A 19,026-nucleotide genomic window follows, 5' to 3' on the forward strand; every position below is an offset into this window, starting at 1 on the left:
CATTATGGATAACAAGGGTGTAAAGCTGTGGATGGAAATGGTAACCATCCCGACATACAGCATAGGAAAACGAAATAAAAACCCCATGTTTTTAGAGAACAGGGTATATCAGGGAAGCAGCGGAGTGGTTTATCCTCATGCTGTGGTTGAAAAAATTCACGATGAAAAAGAGGACAGAACTTATATTGGTCTTTTTCTGGAAAATGACTACATCAAAATGATGGTGCTTCCTGAACTTGGGGGCAGAATTCAGATGGCTTTTGACAAAATAAAAAATCGTCATTTTGTTTATTATAATCAGGTCATTAAACCTGCTTTGGTAGGATTGACTGGCCCCTGGATTTCGGGCGGGATTGAATTTAACTGGCCACAGCACCACCGCCCAAGTACCTTTGATCCGGTAGACTATGCCATTGAGGAAAATGCAGACGGAAGTAAAACAATATGGGTAAACGAGATTGAGAAAATGTTCCATACCAAGGGGATGGCTGGCTTCACGCTCTACCCTGACAAGGCATATATCGAAATCAGCGCCAAACTCCTCAACAGGTCAGAACTTCCACAGACCTTTCTATGGTGGGCAAACCCTGCCGTAAAAGTAAATGACTACTACCAATCGGTTTTCCCACCAGATGTAAATGCTGTTTTCGATCATGGAAAACGTGATGTTTCTTCATTTCCTATCGCAACAGGAACCTATTATAAAGTTGACTATGCGCCCGGTACAGATATTTCGATGTACAAAAATATTCCTGTACCCACTTCCTATATGGCGATAAATTCAGATTACGATTTTGTAGGCGGATACGAGCACGATACCATGGCAGGTATGCTCCATGTTGCCAACCATCATGTATCGCCTGGAAAAAAACAATGGACCTGGGGGAATGGCGATTTTGGGATCGCCTGGGACCGCAATCTGACAGACCAGGACGGGCCTTACATCGAGCTGATGACCGGAATGTTCACCGATAACCAGCCGGATTTTACCTGGCTCATGCCAAATGAGGAGAAATCCTTTAAACAGTATTTCCTGCCTTACCGAGAACTTGGAATGATCCAAAATGCAAGTAAGGATATTCTGCTTGCCATCCAGCCCGTTGTTGAAGGCATGGAACTGAAAATCCAGGTTACTTCAGTCCAGAAATCGCTTGGTATCGAGGTCTATCAAAATGGGGAGGAAATTTTTAAAGAAGAGGCAACTGTTTCTGTGGAACAAGTTTATCTCAAAATTATCAAAACAGCTCTTTCACAGGGTATTAAAGGTATTCTTATAATCATTAAAAATGCAGCAGGCAGGGAACTGCTCCGTTTTGATCCGGAAACGGGAAGGGAAAATAAGCTCCCCGAGTCTGCAAAACCAGCCCTATCTCCCCAAGAAATAAACAGTATCGAAGAGCTCTTCCTCACTGGGCAACATTTAGAACAGTATCGTCACGCAACCTTTAGCCCAGTTCCTTATTATCAGGAGGCCCTTCGCCGGGAACCCTCGGATATCAGGACAAACAATGCCATGGGGCTTTGGTACCTAAGACGGGGACAGTTCGGCTTGAGTGAAGGCTTTTTTAGAACAGCTATAAATACTTCTGTAAAGAGAAACCCCAATCCTTATGACAGTGAGCCATATTATAACCTTGGTCTGTGCCTAAAATTTCTCGGAAGGGAAAAGGAAGCCTATGATGCCTTTTATAAATCTTCCTGGGGAAAAGCCTGGAAGGATACCGCATATTTTTCAATCGGCCGTATCGACATTTGTAATGAAAATTACACACTCGCTCTGGAACATCTGGAACGCGCTATAGAAAATAACGGGGCCAATAGCAAGGCATACGTTCTATTGGCTACAGTGATGCGCAGGCTTTCTTTGTCCGATCAGGCCAATAACATCTGTAAACTGGCCAGACAAAAAGATAAATTTAACTTAGGAATAGTTTATGAGCAGATGTGCAGCAGCAAAGATGCTGAGGATTCAGCTGGCTATAATTATTTCAAACAGGAACTTTTTGATTTATCAAGAGGCGATATCCACAACATCATCGAATATGCGATAGATTATTTCTGGGCAGGATTATATACTGATGCAATACAACTTCTATCACTTTTTATCCAGCCTGGTAGTTCAGGGCCAATGTCCTGTTACTTCATTGGGTACTTCTTTCATAAAAAAGGAGAAGATGCTACAGCACTGGAGTGGTTTAGAAAAGCTTCTGAGGAAAGTCCCTATCTATGTTTTCCCAACAGATTGGAAGAAATCCTTGTCCTTGAAGCCGCTATAAAAATCAATACTGAAGATGCCCTTGCACCTTACTACCTGGGTAATCTTTATTATGATAAAAGGCAGTATGATATGGCGATTGAAAACTGGGAATTATCGCTTGCACGGAACGGTGAGTTTGCGACAGTTTATCGCAACCTAGGCATTGCATATTTTAATAAACGTAGCAATTCTCAAATGGCGTTGAAATATTTTGAAACCGCGCTCAACTTAGATCCGGCCGATGACAGAATTTGCATGGAACTACACCAGTTGTATAAACGCCTCAACTGGGACAATGCTTTTAGGCTCAGGTTTTTACAGGCCAATATGACAAGCGTGATGGAACGCGATGATCTTTATCTGGAAATGGTGACCCTGCTGAATATTATGGGTAACCACGAGGAAGCGCTTAACATGCTTTTGTCAAGAAAGTTTCATCCATGGGAAGGGGGAGAAGGAAAAGTTTCCAACCAATATGTGATGGGTAAGCTTGAGCTCGCTAAAATTGCCATCATTGAAAATAACTTCCAGCAGGCGATCACATTATTAAAAGAAGCACAGCAATATCCACACAGCCTAGGGGAGGGAAAACTTTTTGGAACACGTGAAAATGACATATTCTACTGGCTTGCCTGCGCTTATGCAGCGACCGGTGATAAGGATGCAGCGGAAGGAAATTTTTCCCTTGCAACGCTCGGAACTTCCGAGCCGTCTGCGGCCATGTTTTACAATGACCAGCAACCTGATAAGATTTTTTATCAGGGACTTGCCTGGAATCAGTTGGGGAAAGCCGATCAGGCAAAAGAAATCTTCAATGGGCTGATTAGTTACGGAAAAGAACACTACGATGATGCTGTAAAAATAGATTATTTTGCGGTTTCATTACCTGACATGCTTATTTTTGAAGATGACCTTACACGCAGGAACCAGATTCATTGCAGATTTATATCCGGTCTGGGCCATCTGGGCAGCGGAAATACTCAGCTTGCAATCAAAACCTTTGAGGAGGTACTCAGTCAGGATGCGGCACATTCCGGCGCAATTACCCATTTAAAGCTTGCACTCAATCAATCCAGACAGATTTTAAACACAAGGATAACCCAATAATATGAAATTTAAGTTTTTTAATAGTCCATCACTGCTCTGCCTGATACTGTTTTGTAAGGTGATTTTTGCAGGCCTGCTTTCTGCGCAGACAATTATCCCGATAGAAACTAAAAATAATGCAGTTGCTTTAGAGGTAGGGACCGATAAGGTGTTGAGGATTATTTACAATGGCAAAAAACTCCGTAATGAAAAAGAATACGCTGAGGTTCAGCATATGTCCAAGCTGGAAACCGATTATACCGGCCTGCTTTCTTCCGCTTATACCCCATCGGGATCCAGAAACCTGTTTGAACCTGCTATAAGCCTAACTCATGCTGATGGAAACCCCTCTCTTGATCTCAGGTATGTGAAGCATATCGTTGAGAAAACAGATAATGTCTCCTCATTGGAAATTGTGCTTAAAGACCCACAGTATGACCTGGAGGTAATCCTTCATTATAAAATTTACCACATTCATGATGTTATTGAACAATGGAGCACAATACGCAACAAGGAAAAGGGAAAAGTAATTCTTCAGAAATACGCTTCGGCCAATCTGTACTTTCAGGGTGATGCTTTCTTTCTTAACCAGTATCATGGTGACTGGGCAAAAGAAATGAAATCCGAGGAAGCCAGGCTAACCCATGGAATCAAAACACTAGATTCCAAACTCGGTACTAGGGCAGATTTGTTTCAGCCCCCGGTATTTATGGTCTCGCTAGATAAGCCCGCCACAGAAGATCAAGGTACTGTATTATTTGCCGCGCTAGAGTGGAGTGGAAACTTCAGAACAGACCTGGAACTCGATAACCAGGATAACCTGCGAATAATCTCGGGAATCAATAACTACGCTTCTGCATATACGCTTGAAGCTGGTAGCGAACTGGTGACCCCCAAATTTTTGTTTACCCTGTCCACTACGGGAAAGGGAACGGCAAGCCGCAATCTTCATGATTGGGCACGCAATTATAAGCTTTTGGACGGGAAAGGAGATAGGTTAACCCTGCTCAATAACTGGGAATCGACTTATTTTGATTTCAATGAGCAAAAGCTCTCCATGCTTTTAAAGGATACTAAAGCCCTTGGGGTAGACCTTTTCCTACTAGACGATGGCTGGTTTGCAAATAAATACCCCCGAAACGGAGATATTGCTGGGCTAGGGGACTGGGAAGAAAACAAACAGAAGCTACCCAACGGGATTTCCTCCCTGGTCAGAAATGCAAAGGAAAACCAGGTGAAATTTGGAATCTGGATAGAGCCGGAAATGGTGAACCCAAAAAGTGTTCTTTATGAAAAACATCCCGACTGGGTAGTCAAGCAACCAATGCGCGAGGAATATTATTTCCGCAACCAGCTGGTGCTTGATTTGACAAATCCCAAAGTGCAGGAATTTGTTTTTAATGTAGTAGATTCCCTCTTCATTAAAAATCCAGGACTTGCCTATATAAAGTGGGACTGTAACGCCGTTATCTATAACGCCTTTTCCCAGACGCTTAAAGATCAGTCTTATTTTTATGTAGACTATGTAGAAGGCTTATACAAAGTACTGGCTAAAATCAGGAAAAAATATCCTACCGTTCCGATGATGCTCTGCTCTGGTGGCGGAGGAAGGGTAGATTATGCGGCGCTTCAGTATTTTACCGAATACTGGCCGAGTGATAACACTGACCCCTTAGAGCGGATTTTTATGCAATGGGAATATTCATATTTTTATCCGGCTATCGCAAGTTCAAACCATGTTACAGACTGGGGCAAGCAGCCATTAAAATTTCGTACAGATGTAGCTATGATGGGAAAACTGGGCTTCGATATCGTTGTCAGTGGGCTTAATGAAAAAGATCTTTCCTTTGCAAAGCAGTCTGTTCAGGAATATAATAAAATCAAAGATATGATCTATCAAGGCGACCAATATAGACTGGCAAACCCTTTGGATGGAAGTGTAGCCTCTATGCTATACTTATCCAGAAATGCTGCCCGTGGCGTTGTCTTTAATTACTTGGTGAATAGCAGATATGGTGAAAAAAGCCATCACCCCATAATATTGAACGGATTGGAGCCAGACTCAAAGTACCGCTTGACCGAAATAAATCTTTATCCGGGTACGAAAACCACTTTGCCGAAAGACAAACTCTATTCAGGTGATTTTTTGATGAAAGTGGGCTTTAATCCCGATGTAACTTCTATCAGGACGAGTGTGATCGTAGAAATACAAAAAGTTAATTAAACAATCGGAATGGCTAATATTTGATCATTCAATTACTCCTGCGTCGCAAAAGTTTTGATACCACGCAGGAGCAATTGGACTGTTAAGATTTTGTATGATCTCTTGATAAGTTTGCTTTTGATTAAACGGTCTATCCACTACCGCTGCAAGGTCGTAGTATCATCTTTTCCAGTGTACATTAAATGGAATACTCACGAATAATGAAATTGGCATGGAAACTTGCAAAGATGAGCACCAAATCTCTGTAAGCAAGCCCAGGCGCATTTAATTAAACCTAGAATACGCCTGGTTTTAGCCTTGATTATTTAATGAATTGAATGACAAAGCCGCCTTTTGGGGCCAGCTGGTAAACCCATCGGGAATTAAGGGGAAAAGTCTGTACATTAAATTCCATCAGTTTATCCTTTCCTTCAGATATGATCCTAAATTTGGAAAACCCTCTTCCCCATTTTTTTAGATCAAGTTGAACAGGTAGCTGTTTATCTGAGCCGTTAATACCAACAATATAATGAAGTGAATCTTTTTCGCGTGAGAGTATAATTACTTTTCCCGGATCTGCTACGATATAGGCGGTCTTGTCCCAGGTTGAAGGCATCTGTTTAAATAAATTCTTAACCTCAATAGGAAGTGAATCAAAAACCTCCTTGGAATCTGCAAAATGGATGATGCCTGATGTATAGGTCATAGCGGTCGCAAGTTCATGGGCCGCAGTGTTCACCCTTGGGAACTTTCTAACGGTCAGCGCAAAAGGCGTGTAATCGGCTGGTCCGGCTACGTTTCTGGTAAAAGGCAAGACCGTGTTCTGTTGGGCAGCCAGTTCGGGAAATCTTGGCTCATAAAAATAACTTTCTGTGCCCAAAATTGCTTCAGCTGTCATAAAATTTGGCCAGGTTCTGTGCCAGCCTCTCGGAACTGTCGTGCCATGAAGGTTAACCAATAAATGCTCTTTTGCCGCATCCTCAAAAACAGACTGAAGTGCCGCCATTACTTCCTGCCGGTCCGAGCACCAGAAATCAATTTTAACACCTTTAATGCCCATTTGAGCCAGTTCTTTAAATCTTTTTTTTCTTTTTTCAGCATCAAAATATTCCGAAGAATAACCCCAAATCAGTGGCTTTACCCCTAAAGATAAAGCGTGATCAACAATTTTTCCTTCTTTGTTGGCTTTTTCCCAGCCGGCATCAAAGAGTGTGTATTTAAAGCCAAGAGATGCCGAGAGCTCGGAAAATTCTTTGTAAATTTCAGGCGAGTGATCATCAGGGTGTGACCACCAGGACCAGGCCGCTTTACCCGCTTCTATCCATGAAGTGTCTTCAATCTTTGAGGCAGGGGCCAGATCAGTAATCATAGTAGACAGCAATATGTCTCCAGCCTGATCCCCGATTATAATCGTACGCCAGGGCATGGTCCAGGGAAGAGTTGACTCGGGGTAGGCAAATTGCTTATCTTTTAAAGGCAAGGTGAATTTTTCATCCCCTTGTGCGAATGCAATTTTGTACATACCGTCTTTTACTTCTGGTTTTAGATGACAGCCCGGATAGGACCCATCAGTTCCTGATTCTGCTATCAGTACCCAGCTTTGCTTATTGTTTACATTGAAAAGTGCAGGCATACACCACCCAACCGAAGGATTTCGGGCACCTGTCATGGGATCCCCTGAATTTACATTCAGGTAGAAATCCTCATATCCAGGTTCGTATTGTCCTGCCTTGTTATAGGGCTGAAGCCATCCTTTGACATCCTTATCCATGTGAAAACCGGTAATTTCATCGTTGATCAACCTTATGCGTTTGTCAGAGTCTTGGAACCGATAACGAAAGGCCACACCCTCTTTTCCCGCCGCAAGGTCCAGTATTAGTTTCGCGCCTGTCGGATTTGTAAAAGTTATACTCTTACGCTGGAAAACATGGTCGATATTTTTATTGTTCGCAACCTTTAATTCATACTTTTCCCGCTTCTTTTCTACAGGTGAAATTTCATTAACCGACAAGCCCGATGTGAAGTCTTGATCATCGCAAACCAGGCCCAAAGGTGAATTTTTAATTATAGTCCTGTCCCTTCGGCTTACACTATACGATAATGCTCCATTCTGGCTTAAGCTTAGCGTAATTTTGTTTAAATGATCTTCAGATTGCAGGTAAAGCGCCTTTTCTTGAGCAAAACAGCTCACAGTTAAACAGTATGCTTCAATCAGCATAAAGCTTAGAAAGCAAAAAGTAATTTGTTTTTTCATATTTGGTTATCATTATTTTTATTCTCTGGGAGAATCTAATGCATGATCTTAGAACGAATCGGATGCTATTAAATTTATTTATACCATACCTAAAAACGCAACCTTGATAATGCCCATCTAATGCCCGAAAGAAAATTGCAAAAAAAATGCATTAATAATTGGCAATGTAAAGAAGAATCGTCGGCAGAAAAATGGACAAAATAGCAACATTGATGGATTATAATCGCAATAGCCTGTCTTGTGGTCTTGTTCTTCAATAATTACCTTACAGAATAATCCGCCTCCTCATTCCTTATGAATTTTCAGCTCGATTGCAAAGGCATCATTATAAAAAAGATACATAATCTCTATTGACCAAAGCTGAAGGACCCGGGAAGCCAACATTCACTTCAAATTTCATTTACAAAAAAAAAGCTCTTTTTATATCGGCCGGATGCGATAGATAGTAGTGAATTTGAGCTCTCCTGGAATGAGGTGGTTGAAGCCTCTGGATTAAGCGATAAGCAGATTCAGGAACAGATCGATTATAAAACTGAAGATTTTGAGGCTATCCTGAAAGATTATGATGTCGTCTTGAACAGCCAGGATAACAGGACACTTCCTTTGGAACACTTAAACCAGAGGAGTATGAGAAAACACCTCTAAAATATTAATTTTTAGCGAATTATAAATGAAACCCAACGAATTGTAAAAGGATTGATCTAATTTGATTATTAATTGTATTTTTAAGGAGTGCATTTAGCCATGTATAACATATATTAAAATAACTGTCTATACACGAACAAGTTGCTCATATTTATGAGTTAGCACTCAGGTTATGACGACCGTTCGATCTTGAAAATTTGTACATAAAACAAAATGAAGACATTAAAGACATTAACTGAAAAACACAATCTAATAAGTGAGACCAAGTTTCAGTTAAAGTCATTTTTATTAATCGTTAGACGACAACTTCAAAACACTTTTGCAGACACTAAAAAGTTCACAGATCAACAACAACTAAAATCACAACCCATTATTTCTGTTTCTGAAAGCAACCTTTGGAATATTAACGACAACGAACAGAATTGGATTTTGACTGCAGGTAAAGTTCAAAATCTGCGTTTAGCGACAAAACGACTTAACGGAGTTGAAATTGATGCAAACAAACCTTTCAGTTTTTGGAAACATTTAGGAAACCCAAACATTGGACAAGGTTATGTACTCGGTAGAGAAATTAGAGAAGGTTGTATAGTACCGACAATTGCAGGCGGACTTTGCCAACTTTCAAATGCTTTGTATGATGCTGCTTTGAAAGCAAATTTTGAAATCATTGAACGACACCGACACACAAAAGTAATTAAAGGTTCATTAGCCGAACAAGACAGAGATGCAACAGTAAAGTGGAATTATCTTGATTTGCGTTTTAAATCAAATCATTCTTTCAGAATTGAAATTGACCTAACCACCGACAAACTAATCGTAAAGTTTCGTAGCATCGAAAAAAATAGTTCTCATGTTGTTTCGAACACAAATATTTTACTTCAAGCATCAAAACTCAACGACTGCTATTCGTGCGGTAGCTTTGAATGTTTCAAACATCCCGACAGAACTTCCATTAAACAAGAAAAGGCGATTACAACTTTCATCCTTGATGACAAATGGAGTGAGTATGAAAACTACATAGAAAAAATATCAACCGATAAAGACTTTTTCATCGTTCCGCTTTTCAAAAACAAATTCATCAAAACAAATCGTTACGATTGGACAGTTAAAAATGTAAAGAATGTAAAAGCAATTTCATTTGCTGCCATGCAAAGAGCATTGCAATTGCGTATTGCTGCTAAAATGCAACGCAATATTTTTGCTTTAATACTTCGATTGGACAAAAAAGTGGCAAAGGTAGCAACAAATCTTATTCCGATTGAAAGCACACATCTTGTAATCTCCCAAAACTTGTTGCCGTTTCTTTGGGAGCAAGGTGTTTTGGGTGGACGGACATTTGATGTTTTGATGAGCCGCTTGCCAATGGAAAAACTACATCAACGATTAGACATAGCACACAAACAATTTCCAGAAAGCAAAACTTTAAATGATTTCAGAGCTTCACAAGCGTTGATTGGTTTAGAAAATATTGCTTTAACAAAAGCACGACATATCATAACTCCACATCAAGAAATTGCGGATACCTTTAACAATAAATCAATAAAATTAGATTGGATTTTACCGATTGTTACGAGAAAACAAACATCAGGAGACAAAATACTTTTTCCTGCATCTGCATTGGGACGTAAAGGTGCTTACGAAATGAAACGACTTGCTAAAGAATTAAATCTTTGTATTGTCCTAACAGGAAAAGTAATAGAAGACAATAACTTTTGGGATGGAGTAACAACAGAGTTTGCTGGTAATAATCCATTTGACAATATTCGTGTGGTTGTTTATCCAACTTATGTTGAGCATCAGCCAAGACTTTTATTAAGAGCACTTGCGGCAGATATTCCCGTGATTACAACAACTGCTTGCGGACTATCACCAACAGACAACTTGACGATAATTTCAATTGGGGACTATGAAACTTTAAAACAAACAGTAAAACAATTAATTGACAAAAGCTCAAATCTGGAGCAAGGGCTTGGTGAAATTTGAGGTTTTCTACCTCTCATGACAGGTTTTGAACATTGATGCTTCGATTGAGATATAGTGCTAAAAGTCCCGTACTTCACCAAGTCCAAAAATGTTAACTCCAATCTTAAAAGACGATAACAATGACTGACAAAATCGAACAATTTTTCAAAGCATATTGGATGACAGAAATGAAATCTATTTATACCAACAACGTTCCAAAAGAAATGATGCAATCGACAATTGACAAAGACGGTTGGTATAAATGGAAACTTATTCCAGGAACTTTGACTGCTGATGATTATAAAAAAATAGAAACAAAATTTAAAGCAACATTTCCAGACAACTTTATAGAATGGCATAAGCGTTATTTTTTCGCAGACTGTGACTGTTCAATAATAAGACTTCCACATTCTTTGCCAACAAAACCGTTGGAGAGCTTAATCGATAATCTTGACTGGTACATCCCAGAACAGATTATTCCACTTGGACTCATTCCATTTGCAAACGAAGGGAATGACGCAGGGCCATTAGTATTTGACACAAGAAACACAAATGACAAGAAAGATTTTCCTATTAGAGTTTATGATCATGAATACGATGGTGACTTGGATGGTTTAAGCGAAATTATATTCTCATCATTTGATAAAATGTTAGAATGTTTGATACATTTTTTAACTGAAACTAAGACGAGAAAACGCTTTGAAGTAATACCAGACTTTTACACAATTGATCCTAAAGGTGCGGGTTCGACAGGTAAATCATATTGGACAAGTTGGACAAAAATGGAAAAAGCAAACTTTGAAGAATTTGGATATTAAATCAACAATGAAAAGAAATTCAGTATGAAATAAGATGATTATAGCGACGTAAGCAAAATTGTCAACTTATTGTGGTACGATTTCATAGTTGCGTCTGGGATTAATTTTATATAGATAAGTAAGACACAAGAAAAAAAGTTGGTTATAATGAAGAAATCATCAATATTGTATACAGTTATCACTGTTATTGAAGAAAAATAAAATGAAACCAACTTATAAAATATTCACTTTGCTGTTTTTGCTTTTTGTAAATACAACAAACCATGCACAAACTATGGATATAACAGCTGACCTGTCAGGCGAGGTATGGCAACTGGTCTATTCTAATCCCAAGGTGCAAAGTAGAACCTATTCCTTTTTTGATAATAATAAATTTGAAATGAAGGAATGGTATAATGGCAGTAATTATTATTATGTCGTAGCAAAAGGAACCTACTTATTTGTACCCGAGACAAATGAAATATTTTTTAACATAAAAGATCTTTGGTGGGATAACAAGCCAGAAACGAGCAACAAAAAGGTATATAATAATAGTTTTAAAATAACCCAAAGAGAAAGTGATAGTCTATACAACATCCAATTCTTCGGGAGCTATATCAAGGATAAATCTGGGAAATTAGGTAAATTGATCGTACAAAATAAATTATGGTTACCCAACCAAATGATACGGATCAAATCCAAAAAACAAGAGATAAACAAGTTACTACAAAAATTGAACAGCTGGAGTTCAGAAAACTTGGATAGTTACGAACGTCCTTTTGCCTATCCAAATTATGTATCAAGCGGTGAAACTGACGGTTGGGTAACTAGTCACAAAAACCAGCTCTATCAACTTGGAGCTACCGTAATATGGAACGAAAAGAAAAAATTATATGAACTTGAAACAAATCAACATCTTATAGCAAGAAGACAGTTTGTAGAGGTTTATATTGATAAAATGCTATATCAATCAGAAAAAGTGCCAGTAGCATATTTTTTAAAATTTTCCATTAAAAATACTGGTAAACAAACCATTGGCTTTAATTTATCTCATTCAAATAATATTTTCTATGCTAACCAATTGGGAAAACATACTCAACCTTACAGAGCTGTAGTTGATGAACGTAGAATAATTTTTAAACGGGAAGATTTAACATCATTAATAACACAATACAACAATGGCACATTAAAAATGATAAAACCTAATGAGCAACAGGATTATTTCATCAACCTAGATGGAGATCGTAATAAAATGGTATTGGATGATCAAAACGTTTTTTTTATTGTCACCATAGATGGGCAAATGAAATTTACCAACGGCAAAGATGTAGCGTTGATTTCTTTAGAAAATGAAGAAGATCAAGTGCGAGCAATTGTATTTCCATTACCTGCAACTGCTAAATCTGTACCCGAAAACCAATTGCTGTTTATAAATAAAGTATTAAACGATCAATAAACATTAAAAATGACCAAAATCCAACTGATTAACAAAATAAATCAAGCTTTTGTTAATGTGCATTTAGAAGATGGTATTGGCATGTACGAAGCTGATTGCATAGATGATTATTTACAGCCAACCGATATCGAGTATATTACTTGGAAGGCAAAGGATGAACGAGTTGATTGGCAAAAATTATTACCTATTTTTTTAAGTGATGAGATTCACAAGCGTTTCAATTCTTCTTGTTGGACATTTATGGATGCTAAAGGAAAACGCTTTATTTTACCTTGTTTTTTATTACAGGAATTAGAAAAACCAGATACAGACAATCCTATTTATTTTGCGCTAACATATGCCCATAATTTTGATGATTTTAGGATACTGAATCCAGAACAAATAGGGGTTATTATTGACTTTTTAAACTATAAATTAACTATCCATCTAAAAAACAACGACACCAATGCTGAAGAAGAGTGTAAAAAATGCTTATCTATTGTTAAAGAAAAATTACTTTAAATAGCGAAATAAATACACAGTATGTATTTATCACTTTTGCATGTTCAATAATTGACATGAAAAAGGCGAAAGATTTATCTTTCGCCTTTTTACTTTTAATCGTATTTGGTTTTTAGGAACCGAATGGTACTTTCCATGATTTTAATGAGTACATCTTCATTAACATCAGCTAGTTTTTTGATGTAAATACAAGCTTTCCCCATTGTAAATTTCCCCAATGATTCCAAATAAGCTTTTTGATCGTCTTGACAAGCATAAACATATAAGGAGATGGCCGCCTTGCGGGGAGAAAATCCAATTAAAGCTGCATCACCTTCATGACCACTCTCATATTGATAATGGTATTGCCCAAAACCAATGATACTAGGACCCCACATTTTCGCTGGCTCACCAGTTACTTGTTCCATTAATGCAATGAGTTTGTGACTATCAATTCTCTTTTGTTCTTCTGGTACCTGTTCTATATACTGTAAAACAGATTCCTCTGTTGCGATGGTCTTATTTTTGACCATAATTACAAAATAGGAGTAAGTGTATAACCTTTATCTTTTAACAATTTGATAAGCCCCTTCTCACCAATAAGATGACCAGCACCTACGGCAATTAAATGAGAAGAGTCCTTGATTTTCGAAGGAATTTGAGTCATCCAATTTTCATTCCGTTTCGTAAGAAAATCTGCTTGTTCTTCTTTTGACATGTAACTGCTTTCATAGATAATGGTTTCTAATTCTTTTAAATTTTCAGCTTTATAAGCAACCACCATTTTCTTTGAAATCGCGGGCATTTCATCGATTTTTTTTATATAAGTCAATAAATCAGGAGCTTTTAACATTTTCGTCAGCATATCCATTTGAAACTTCAATGTTTCTAATTCATCGACTTTTTTGTTTGAACTCGCCGCTATTGCCTGGATGTCTGTTTCCATCGTTTTGATGTTTCTTGGATCAGTACAGTTCATGGATTGTAGACTAAGCAAGGAAACAAATACGGCGGGTGACATCATGTCTAGCATTTTAATGGATAAATGTTTTGTGTTTAAAGTGCTATCAATTTGTGTAATTTCAGAAGCTGTTAATCCAGTTAAAAAATTTGGATCGGGTTTCATCATTTCAGGAAGCATAGCTTTGTTTTCTTCAGAATCTAAGTTTACTTCTAATGTAACCGCGTCTACTTCTTGAATTACCTTTTTTATTTTCTCTTTTAATTCATAATCTTCTGCACACATGATATGTATTGTCCCTAATAAATAAGAATCTTTTTCTAAACCGTTTCCTGAAATTTTCCATAAAACAGTATTATCCTGCGCATGCAGTGAAAGTGTGGCTACGATAAAGGCTAAGAAAGCCATCAAACATATTTTTTTCATATTTTATGAGTTATTGTATGAAATTAGTATTCGGAATATTCTTTCTGTTACAGAAAAACTTAAAAATAATGTATAAAAAAGCACGATATCTATTCCTAAATATCGTGCTTTTTTATAAAATAAACATTAGATGATTACTCTAGTCTCCATCATTATTTGTGACAGCAAGTTTACGTATAGGGTAGGAACTTGTTATTACTTGATTTCACTAGCTTATTTTTGCTTTATATTTTTTTATTTAGATAAAATTCTGGAAGCGCAATGGCACCAGTTTCATTAGGAACTGAAGGAAATTTATTATCTATCCAGTCTTGTTTTGCCTGCTCTAGTCTTTCTTTAGATGAACTAACAAAATTCCAAAGGATATAACGTTCCTCAGGGAAAGGTTCACCTCCAAAAATATATATCTTGGAGTTTTCTTCAATTTCAAATTCACACAATTGTGCGTCTTTAGCTACGAGCAACTGTTTAGGTTCGAATGTTGTTCCATTATCGATGATGCTACCATCTAAAATATAAAGACCTGATTCACCATATAGATCTTTCCCAATATGCACTTTAGCTTTATTTTTAGATTTAATTTCGATAAAATACATTTTACTATATACGGATACGGGTGATTTTTTTCGAAATGCTTCTCCTGCTATTAATGTATAACTGACACCTTGTTCATCTTCCCAATGAGGTAAATCTTCTGCATTGGTATGTTCAAATGATGGTTCACATTCTTCTAATTCTTTGGGTAGTGCCACCCAAATTTGTAAACCATGCAAAAACTTATCGGTATGCCTTAAGTATTCTGGAGTTCTTTCAGAATGAGTCACGCCCTTACCAGCAGTCATCCAATTGACTGCTCCTGGTTTTATTTCCATCTCCGTACCCAAACTATCGAGATGCATAATAGCGCCATCAAACAAATACGTTAACGTTGATAATCCAATATGAGGATGCGGTCCTACATCTAGGTTTTGGTATTCATTCAATGCGGCAGGACCCATATGATCTATAAATATGAAAGGACCTACCATTCTTTTCTGACGAAATGGTAAAAGTCTACCAACCATAAAATTGCCGATATCTGCAGCACGCTCTTCTATAATGATACCAATGTTTGACATGTTCTAGTGTTTTGATTGTTAATATATGGAACAGTTTTTATACATTTTGGTTTTATAACTGTATCCCATATTGTTTGTTATATGAAAGGTAATCGCTTATTTTATTCTAAATATTGATCTAGTTTAATAAAGTTTTCCATCCATTCGATTTCTTTTAATTACTGTAGTAATATTGTGGATCATAAACGATGTTTCATATAAAATGAGATTCGATCTGTTGTTTCAAATATAGGAAAACGCGCTTTGATTTTTACGTTTAATCCGTCAATATGAAATAGAGGAATACGTTCGTTCTTTTTTCTATAACATTATTGTACGTCCTATATTAATTTCATTTAAAAAATAATCATCATGAGATACGATAAGAAGTGTTCCTTGGTATTCCTTTAACGCAGCAGTCAATATTTCTATATTTTGAATATCTAAATTATTTGTAGGTTCATCCATCACAATAATATCGGGAGTTCGTTGATGAATAGTTAAACAGCATAAGCATAATCTCATTTTTTCTCCTCCACTCAATATTGAACAAGGTTTATCCCATGTGTCTTTTGAAAATAGGAATCTATTTAATCTAATCTTGATTTCATGTTCTTGTAACCCTGTATCATTGAATTCTTGCACTTGATCATAGATGCTGAGCGCATTATTAACCATAGAATAGTCTTGATCAATGTATACAGCTTTATTTTCGGAGCGATATACTTCTCCTGTAAAATTTGCCAGTTTATTTAATAGAATCTGAATAAAGGTCGTTTTTCCAGATCCATTTTTTCCTTTTAAGGCAACACGTTCAGCACTTGTAATTTGCAGATTCAAGTTTTCTTGCCAGAGCGGTTGATTGTCATAACTGATATTAAGATTATTGATCTTAAATAACGTTTTTCCTGTATGTAAAGTAGAATCTGTTAAACCAAATTTGATTTTGTCAATATCAGGTATTTCATGACGTAAACTGAGTAGCTCTTGGGTTATACTAGCAGTTTTTTCAGCATGTGTATCTTTTAATTTAGCGGTACTTTTTTCTGCGTTATTTCTCAAGGTATTCATCATGATTCTGGAAACACCCTCTTTCTGTTGCTTACCTTTGCCTCGGGCATCCAGTTTTTGTTGTCGCTCCAATGTTTCACGCGCTTTAGTCTTTATTTTCCGTAACTCTTTCTCCTTATGCTTCAGGTCTAGCTGCAGTGTGTCATGACGAAGCTTCTTTTCTTCCAAATAGAAATCATAGTTCCCATTATAGTACATTAATCCAGAAGAACTCAATTCGTAAATGGAGTCAAGTTGATTTAGTAAATAACGATCATGGCTAACCACAATGATTGAACTAGAAGTAGATCGAATAAATTGATATAATAATGTTCTGCTTATACTGTCAAGTTGATTACTAGGTTCATCCAATAGTACAATTCTTGGTTGATGAATACTGATACCAGCTAAGAAAACTTTAGTTTTTTGTCCACCACTCAATGTACCTAATTTTTGTTCGAGGTCGAGATCGGATAATTGCCAATAGTGTAAGGCTTCCTGACAACGTTCTTCAATATTCCAATCGTCATCAAGTGCTGTTAGATTGTCTTCTGTAGCAATACCTGATAGTATTTGATGGAGCGCAACCAGCTTCGTTTCAATTTTTAGCGCCTGAGCAATAGATAACTCATTATATTGTCCAAATATTTGAGGTACAAAATAAGTTGTCCCCGTTACACTTCGCTGACCACTTGCGGGTGTTAATTCTCCTGCAATAATTTTTAACAAAATGGATTTGCCAACACCATTATTACCAATTAAAGCAATTTTTTTATTGTCTTGTAAACTGAGATGGATGTCATGAAACAACACATCTTTGTTTGGATGTTTATATGAAATGTTTTGTAGAATAAGCATAATTTCTTTTTTGAAGCATGAATGATTGTAAGCTTAGAGAAAGCTTACGGTTAATTTTTGCAAAAAGAAATTATATATTACATGGATATGTCTGCTATGTGTTTACAGCTACAAATATAGGAATGTTTTTTAATTAACGTAAAAACTAATAATACGAATCGTAAATCAAATCCGCGAATTGTAAATGGTCTTTGTACTTAAATCGTTGTAATCCTATTTTTATATAAAGAGGATTACCATAACCTAACATTTTGCAAACAAATTATTCAACTATATAAATTCAACTGACACATGTTATTTACAAAAGACATTTTAGAAAAACTTGAAAGAAATTCAGAAATTAAGAAAAAATACGCAGTACTGGGAAGCTGGGGACAAAACAAAGTAGTATATCTGCCAACAATTTTAGGCTTATTTAGTGCTGCTGGAATTTATCCGATTTATGACTTATCCAAAACAGACAGTAGCTTTAATACTTACTTATATATATGTGTAATAGTTGCAATCATTTGTTTAATCGCTGTAATTTTTATCCAAAAAGATGCAAAGAAAAAGGTAATAGAAAATATAGAAAATGTTCCTGTTTGCATTGCTAAAAAAGTTTATGGGAATGATAATGCTGAAATATATTATGGAATCTACACGACTGGCAACAAGCGTCACGATCTTGACTTTATAGAATCAATTGCAGACAAAATATTTAACATTGACCAGGAACAAGATGAAAAACTAAAACGTAAAATAAAAAATATGTTTGGTGAAAAATTCGCTCAACCCAATAGTATGTCAATCCTTTTGCCAAGTGCTTTTACAGAAGGAGAAAACGTTTATCAAGGTCAATTTAGCTTTTTACATTTTAGTAAAGAAGTGAAAGATATCATCGAAAATAATAATGATAAATTCATAGTTATCGCTTTTAATGATATTAATGCCCAATTATTAAGGCAAACAGATTTAATCCAATAAATAATATTGGTCTGGCAATAGCGAAATAAACTAAGAATTTATCATATGAAAAAAATAATTTTAAGTCAAATAGTTTTAAGCTTTATTCTAATTAGCTGCCAGGGGAAAACCACTGAAAAATCACATTCTAAAATAAATGAGTTAAATAATCCTGTTTCAAAAAATAATAATTCACAATTAGATTTTAAAGAGATACAATTTGGTTCTAATATAGAAGAAATATTAAAAAGGATAGGATTAACTATTCACGATAATGCATCGCCAGATATGTCCTATAATATGTCAGGTGATTTTGAGGAGTTTCGATTTCCCAAAAACAAGAAATTGAATTTATTATTAGCAGGTAATATCGTATCAAGTTCAGATAATATTTCCATTTTTTATCTTAAAGACAGTAAAAGAGTTTGGTGTTATGAAATGGAATTGATAAATCATAAGGATACTGGTGGAATTATTAATTCTATCACAAAATCAATTGGTTCTAAGGTAGCGTATTTTGAAAAAAACATCAATACAAAAGAAAGGCCT

Annotated in this window: 12 protein-coding genes; 7 read left to right on the top strand and 5 right to left on the bottom strand. The window is 36.5% G+C overall.

All coding sequences use genetic code 11. The features are described 5' to 3' along the window. Positions 1–4: 4 nt before the first annotated feature. A complete protein-coding gene (locus tag LZQ00_RS06835; RefSeq protein ID WP_234513726.1) occupies positions 5–3,364 on the top strand; it encodes a DUF5107 domain-containing protein in 3,360 nt (1,119 codons plus the stop codon). Position 3,365: 1 nt separating this feature from the next. Next, positions 3,366–5,567 (top strand): alpha-galactosidase, encoded by a 2,202-nt coding sequence (locus LZQ00_RS06840; protein WP_234513729.1) that lies wholly within the window; start codon positions 3,366–3,368, stop codon positions 5,565–5,567. A 301-nt stretch (positions 5,568–5,868) separates the two neighbouring features. On the opposite strand, the gene LZQ00_RS06845 is transcribed toward LZQ00_RS06840, so the two are convergent. Further along, positions 5,869–7,800 (bottom strand): glycoside hydrolase family 97 protein, encoded by a 1,932-nt coding sequence (locus LZQ00_RS06845; protein ID WP_234513741.1) that lies wholly within the window; start codon positions 7,798–7,800, stop codon positions 5,869–5,871. An 858-nt stretch (positions 7,801–8,658) separates the two neighbouring features. On the opposite strand from LZQ00_RS06845, the gene LZQ00_RS06850 reads away from it, so the two are divergent. The 4 genes from LZQ00_RS06850 to LZQ00_RS06865 all read left to right on the top strand — a co-directional run bounded on the left by LZQ00_RS06850 (position 8,659) and on the right by LZQ00_RS06865 (position 13,161). Next, positions 8,659–10,428 (top strand): VanW family protein, encoded by a 1,770-nt coding sequence (locus LZQ00_RS06850; protein ID WP_234513744.1) that lies wholly within the window; start codon positions 8,659–8,661, stop codon positions 10,426–10,428. 119 nt (positions 10,429–10,547) lie between these two features. Further along, entirely contained in the window at positions 10,548–11,225 is a 678-nt protein-coding gene (locus tag LZQ00_RS06855) for an SMI1/KNR4 family protein (protein ID WP_234513747.1), read from the top strand. Positions 11,226–11,499: 274 nt separating this feature from the next. After that, on the top strand, positions 11,500–12,660 hold the full coding sequence (locus LZQ00_RS06860) for a hypothetical protein (RefSeq protein WP_234513750.1): 1,161 nt from the start codon (positions 11,500–11,502) through the stop codon (positions 12,658–12,660). 9 nt (positions 12,661–12,669) lie between these two features. Further along, positions 12,670–13,161: a DUF6714 family protein gene (locus LZQ00_RS06865; RefSeq protein WP_234513752.1), complete on the top strand. Its 492-nt coding sequence runs from the start codon at positions 12,670–12,672 to the stop codon at positions 13,159–13,161. Positions 13,162–13,256: 95 nt separating this feature from the next. Here the strand turns inward: LZQ00_RS06865 and LZQ00_RS06870 are convergent, their stop codons facing one another. From LZQ00_RS06870 to LZQ00_RS06885, 4 genes are all read right to left on the bottom strand, one after another. Further along, positions 13,257–13,673: a DUF1801 domain-containing protein gene (locus LZQ00_RS06870; protein WP_234513755.1), complete on the bottom strand. Its 417-nt coding sequence runs from the start codon at positions 13,671–13,673 to the stop codon at positions 13,257–13,259. Positions 13,674–13,675: 2 nt separating this feature from the next. Then, complete coding sequence (locus LZQ00_RS06875; RefSeq protein WP_234513758.1) at positions 13,676–14,527, bottom strand: TraB/GumN family protein; 852 nt, start codon at positions 14,525–14,527, stop codon at positions 13,676–13,678. Between the two features lie 224 nt (positions 14,528–14,751). Next, a complete protein-coding gene (locus tag LZQ00_RS06880) occupies positions 14,752–15,645 on the bottom strand; it encodes a pirin family protein (protein WP_234513761.1) in 894 nt (297 codons plus the stop codon). Positions 15,646–15,945: 300 nt separating this feature from the next. After that, positions 15,946–17,532, bottom strand: a complete 1,587-nt coding sequence (locus LZQ00_RS06885; RefSeq protein ID WP_234513764.1) for an ABC-F family ATP-binding cassette domain-containing protein — start codon at positions 17,530–17,532, stop codon at positions 15,946–15,948. A 291-nt stretch (positions 17,533–17,823) separates the two neighbouring features. Between LZQ00_RS06885 and LZQ00_RS06890 the strand changes: the two genes are divergently transcribed. Beyond that, positions 17,824–18,498 carry a hypothetical protein gene (locus LZQ00_RS06890; protein ID WP_234513767.1) on the top strand — a complete coding sequence of 225 codons (675 nt, stop codon included), beginning with the start codon at positions 17,824–17,826 and terminating at the stop codon, positions 18,496–18,498. The last annotated feature ends 528 nt before the right edge of the window (positions 18,499–19,026 follow it).

It is taken from the genome of Sphingobacterium sp. SRCM116780 (genome assembly GCF_021442025.1).
In the GTDB taxonomy this organism is placed as follows: Bacteria; Bacteroidota; Bacteroidia; order Sphingobacteriales; family Sphingobacteriaceae; genus Sphingobacterium.

Bases quoted from the DNA above. Each gene is read 5' to 3' on its own strand.
- LZQ00_RS06835 (WP_234513726.1), top strand. From the start codon at position 5: ATGGATAACAAGGGTGTAAAGCTGTGGATGGAAATGGTAACCATCCCG.
- LZQ00_RS06880 (WP_234513761.1), bottom strand. From the start codon at position 15,645: ATGTCAAACATTGGTATCATTATAGAAGAGCGTGCTGCAGATATCGGC.
- LZQ00_RS06850 (WP_234513744.1), top strand. From the start codon at position 8,659: ATGAAGACATTAAAGACATTAACTGAAAAACACAATCTAATAAGTGAG.
- LZQ00_RS06885 (WP_234513764.1), bottom strand. From the start codon at position 17,532: ATGCTTATTCTACAAAACATTTCATATAAACATCCAAACAAAGATGTG.
- LZQ00_RS06875 (WP_234513758.1), bottom strand. From the start codon at position 14,527: ATGAAAAAAATATGTTTGATGGCTTTCTTAGCCTTTATCGTAGCCACA.
- LZQ00_RS06870 (WP_234513755.1), bottom strand. From the start codon at position 13,673: ATGGTCAAAAATAAGACCATCGCAACAGAGGAATCTGTTTTACAGTAT.
- LZQ00_RS06890 (WP_234513767.1), top strand. From the start codon at position 17,824: ATGTTATTTACAAAAGACATTTTAGAAAAACTTGAAAGAAATTCAGAA.
- LZQ00_RS06845 (WP_234513741.1), bottom strand. From the start codon at position 7,800: ATGAAAAAACAAATTACTTTTTGCTTTCTAAGCTTTATGCTGATTGAA.
- LZQ00_RS06865 (WP_234513752.1), top strand. From the start codon at position 12,670: ATGACCAAAATCCAACTGATTAACAAAATAAATCAAGCTTTTGTTAAT.
- LZQ00_RS06860 (WP_234513750.1), top strand. From the start codon at position 11,500: ATGGATATAACAGCTGACCTGTCAGGCGAGGTATGGCAACTGGTCTAT.
- LZQ00_RS06855 (WP_234513747.1), top strand. From the start codon at position 10,548: ATGACTGACAAAATCGAACAATTTTTCAAAGCATATTGGATGACAGAA.
- LZQ00_RS06840 (WP_234513729.1), top strand. From the start codon at position 3,366: ATGAAATTTAAGTTTTTTAATAGTCCATCACTGCTCTGCCTGATACTG.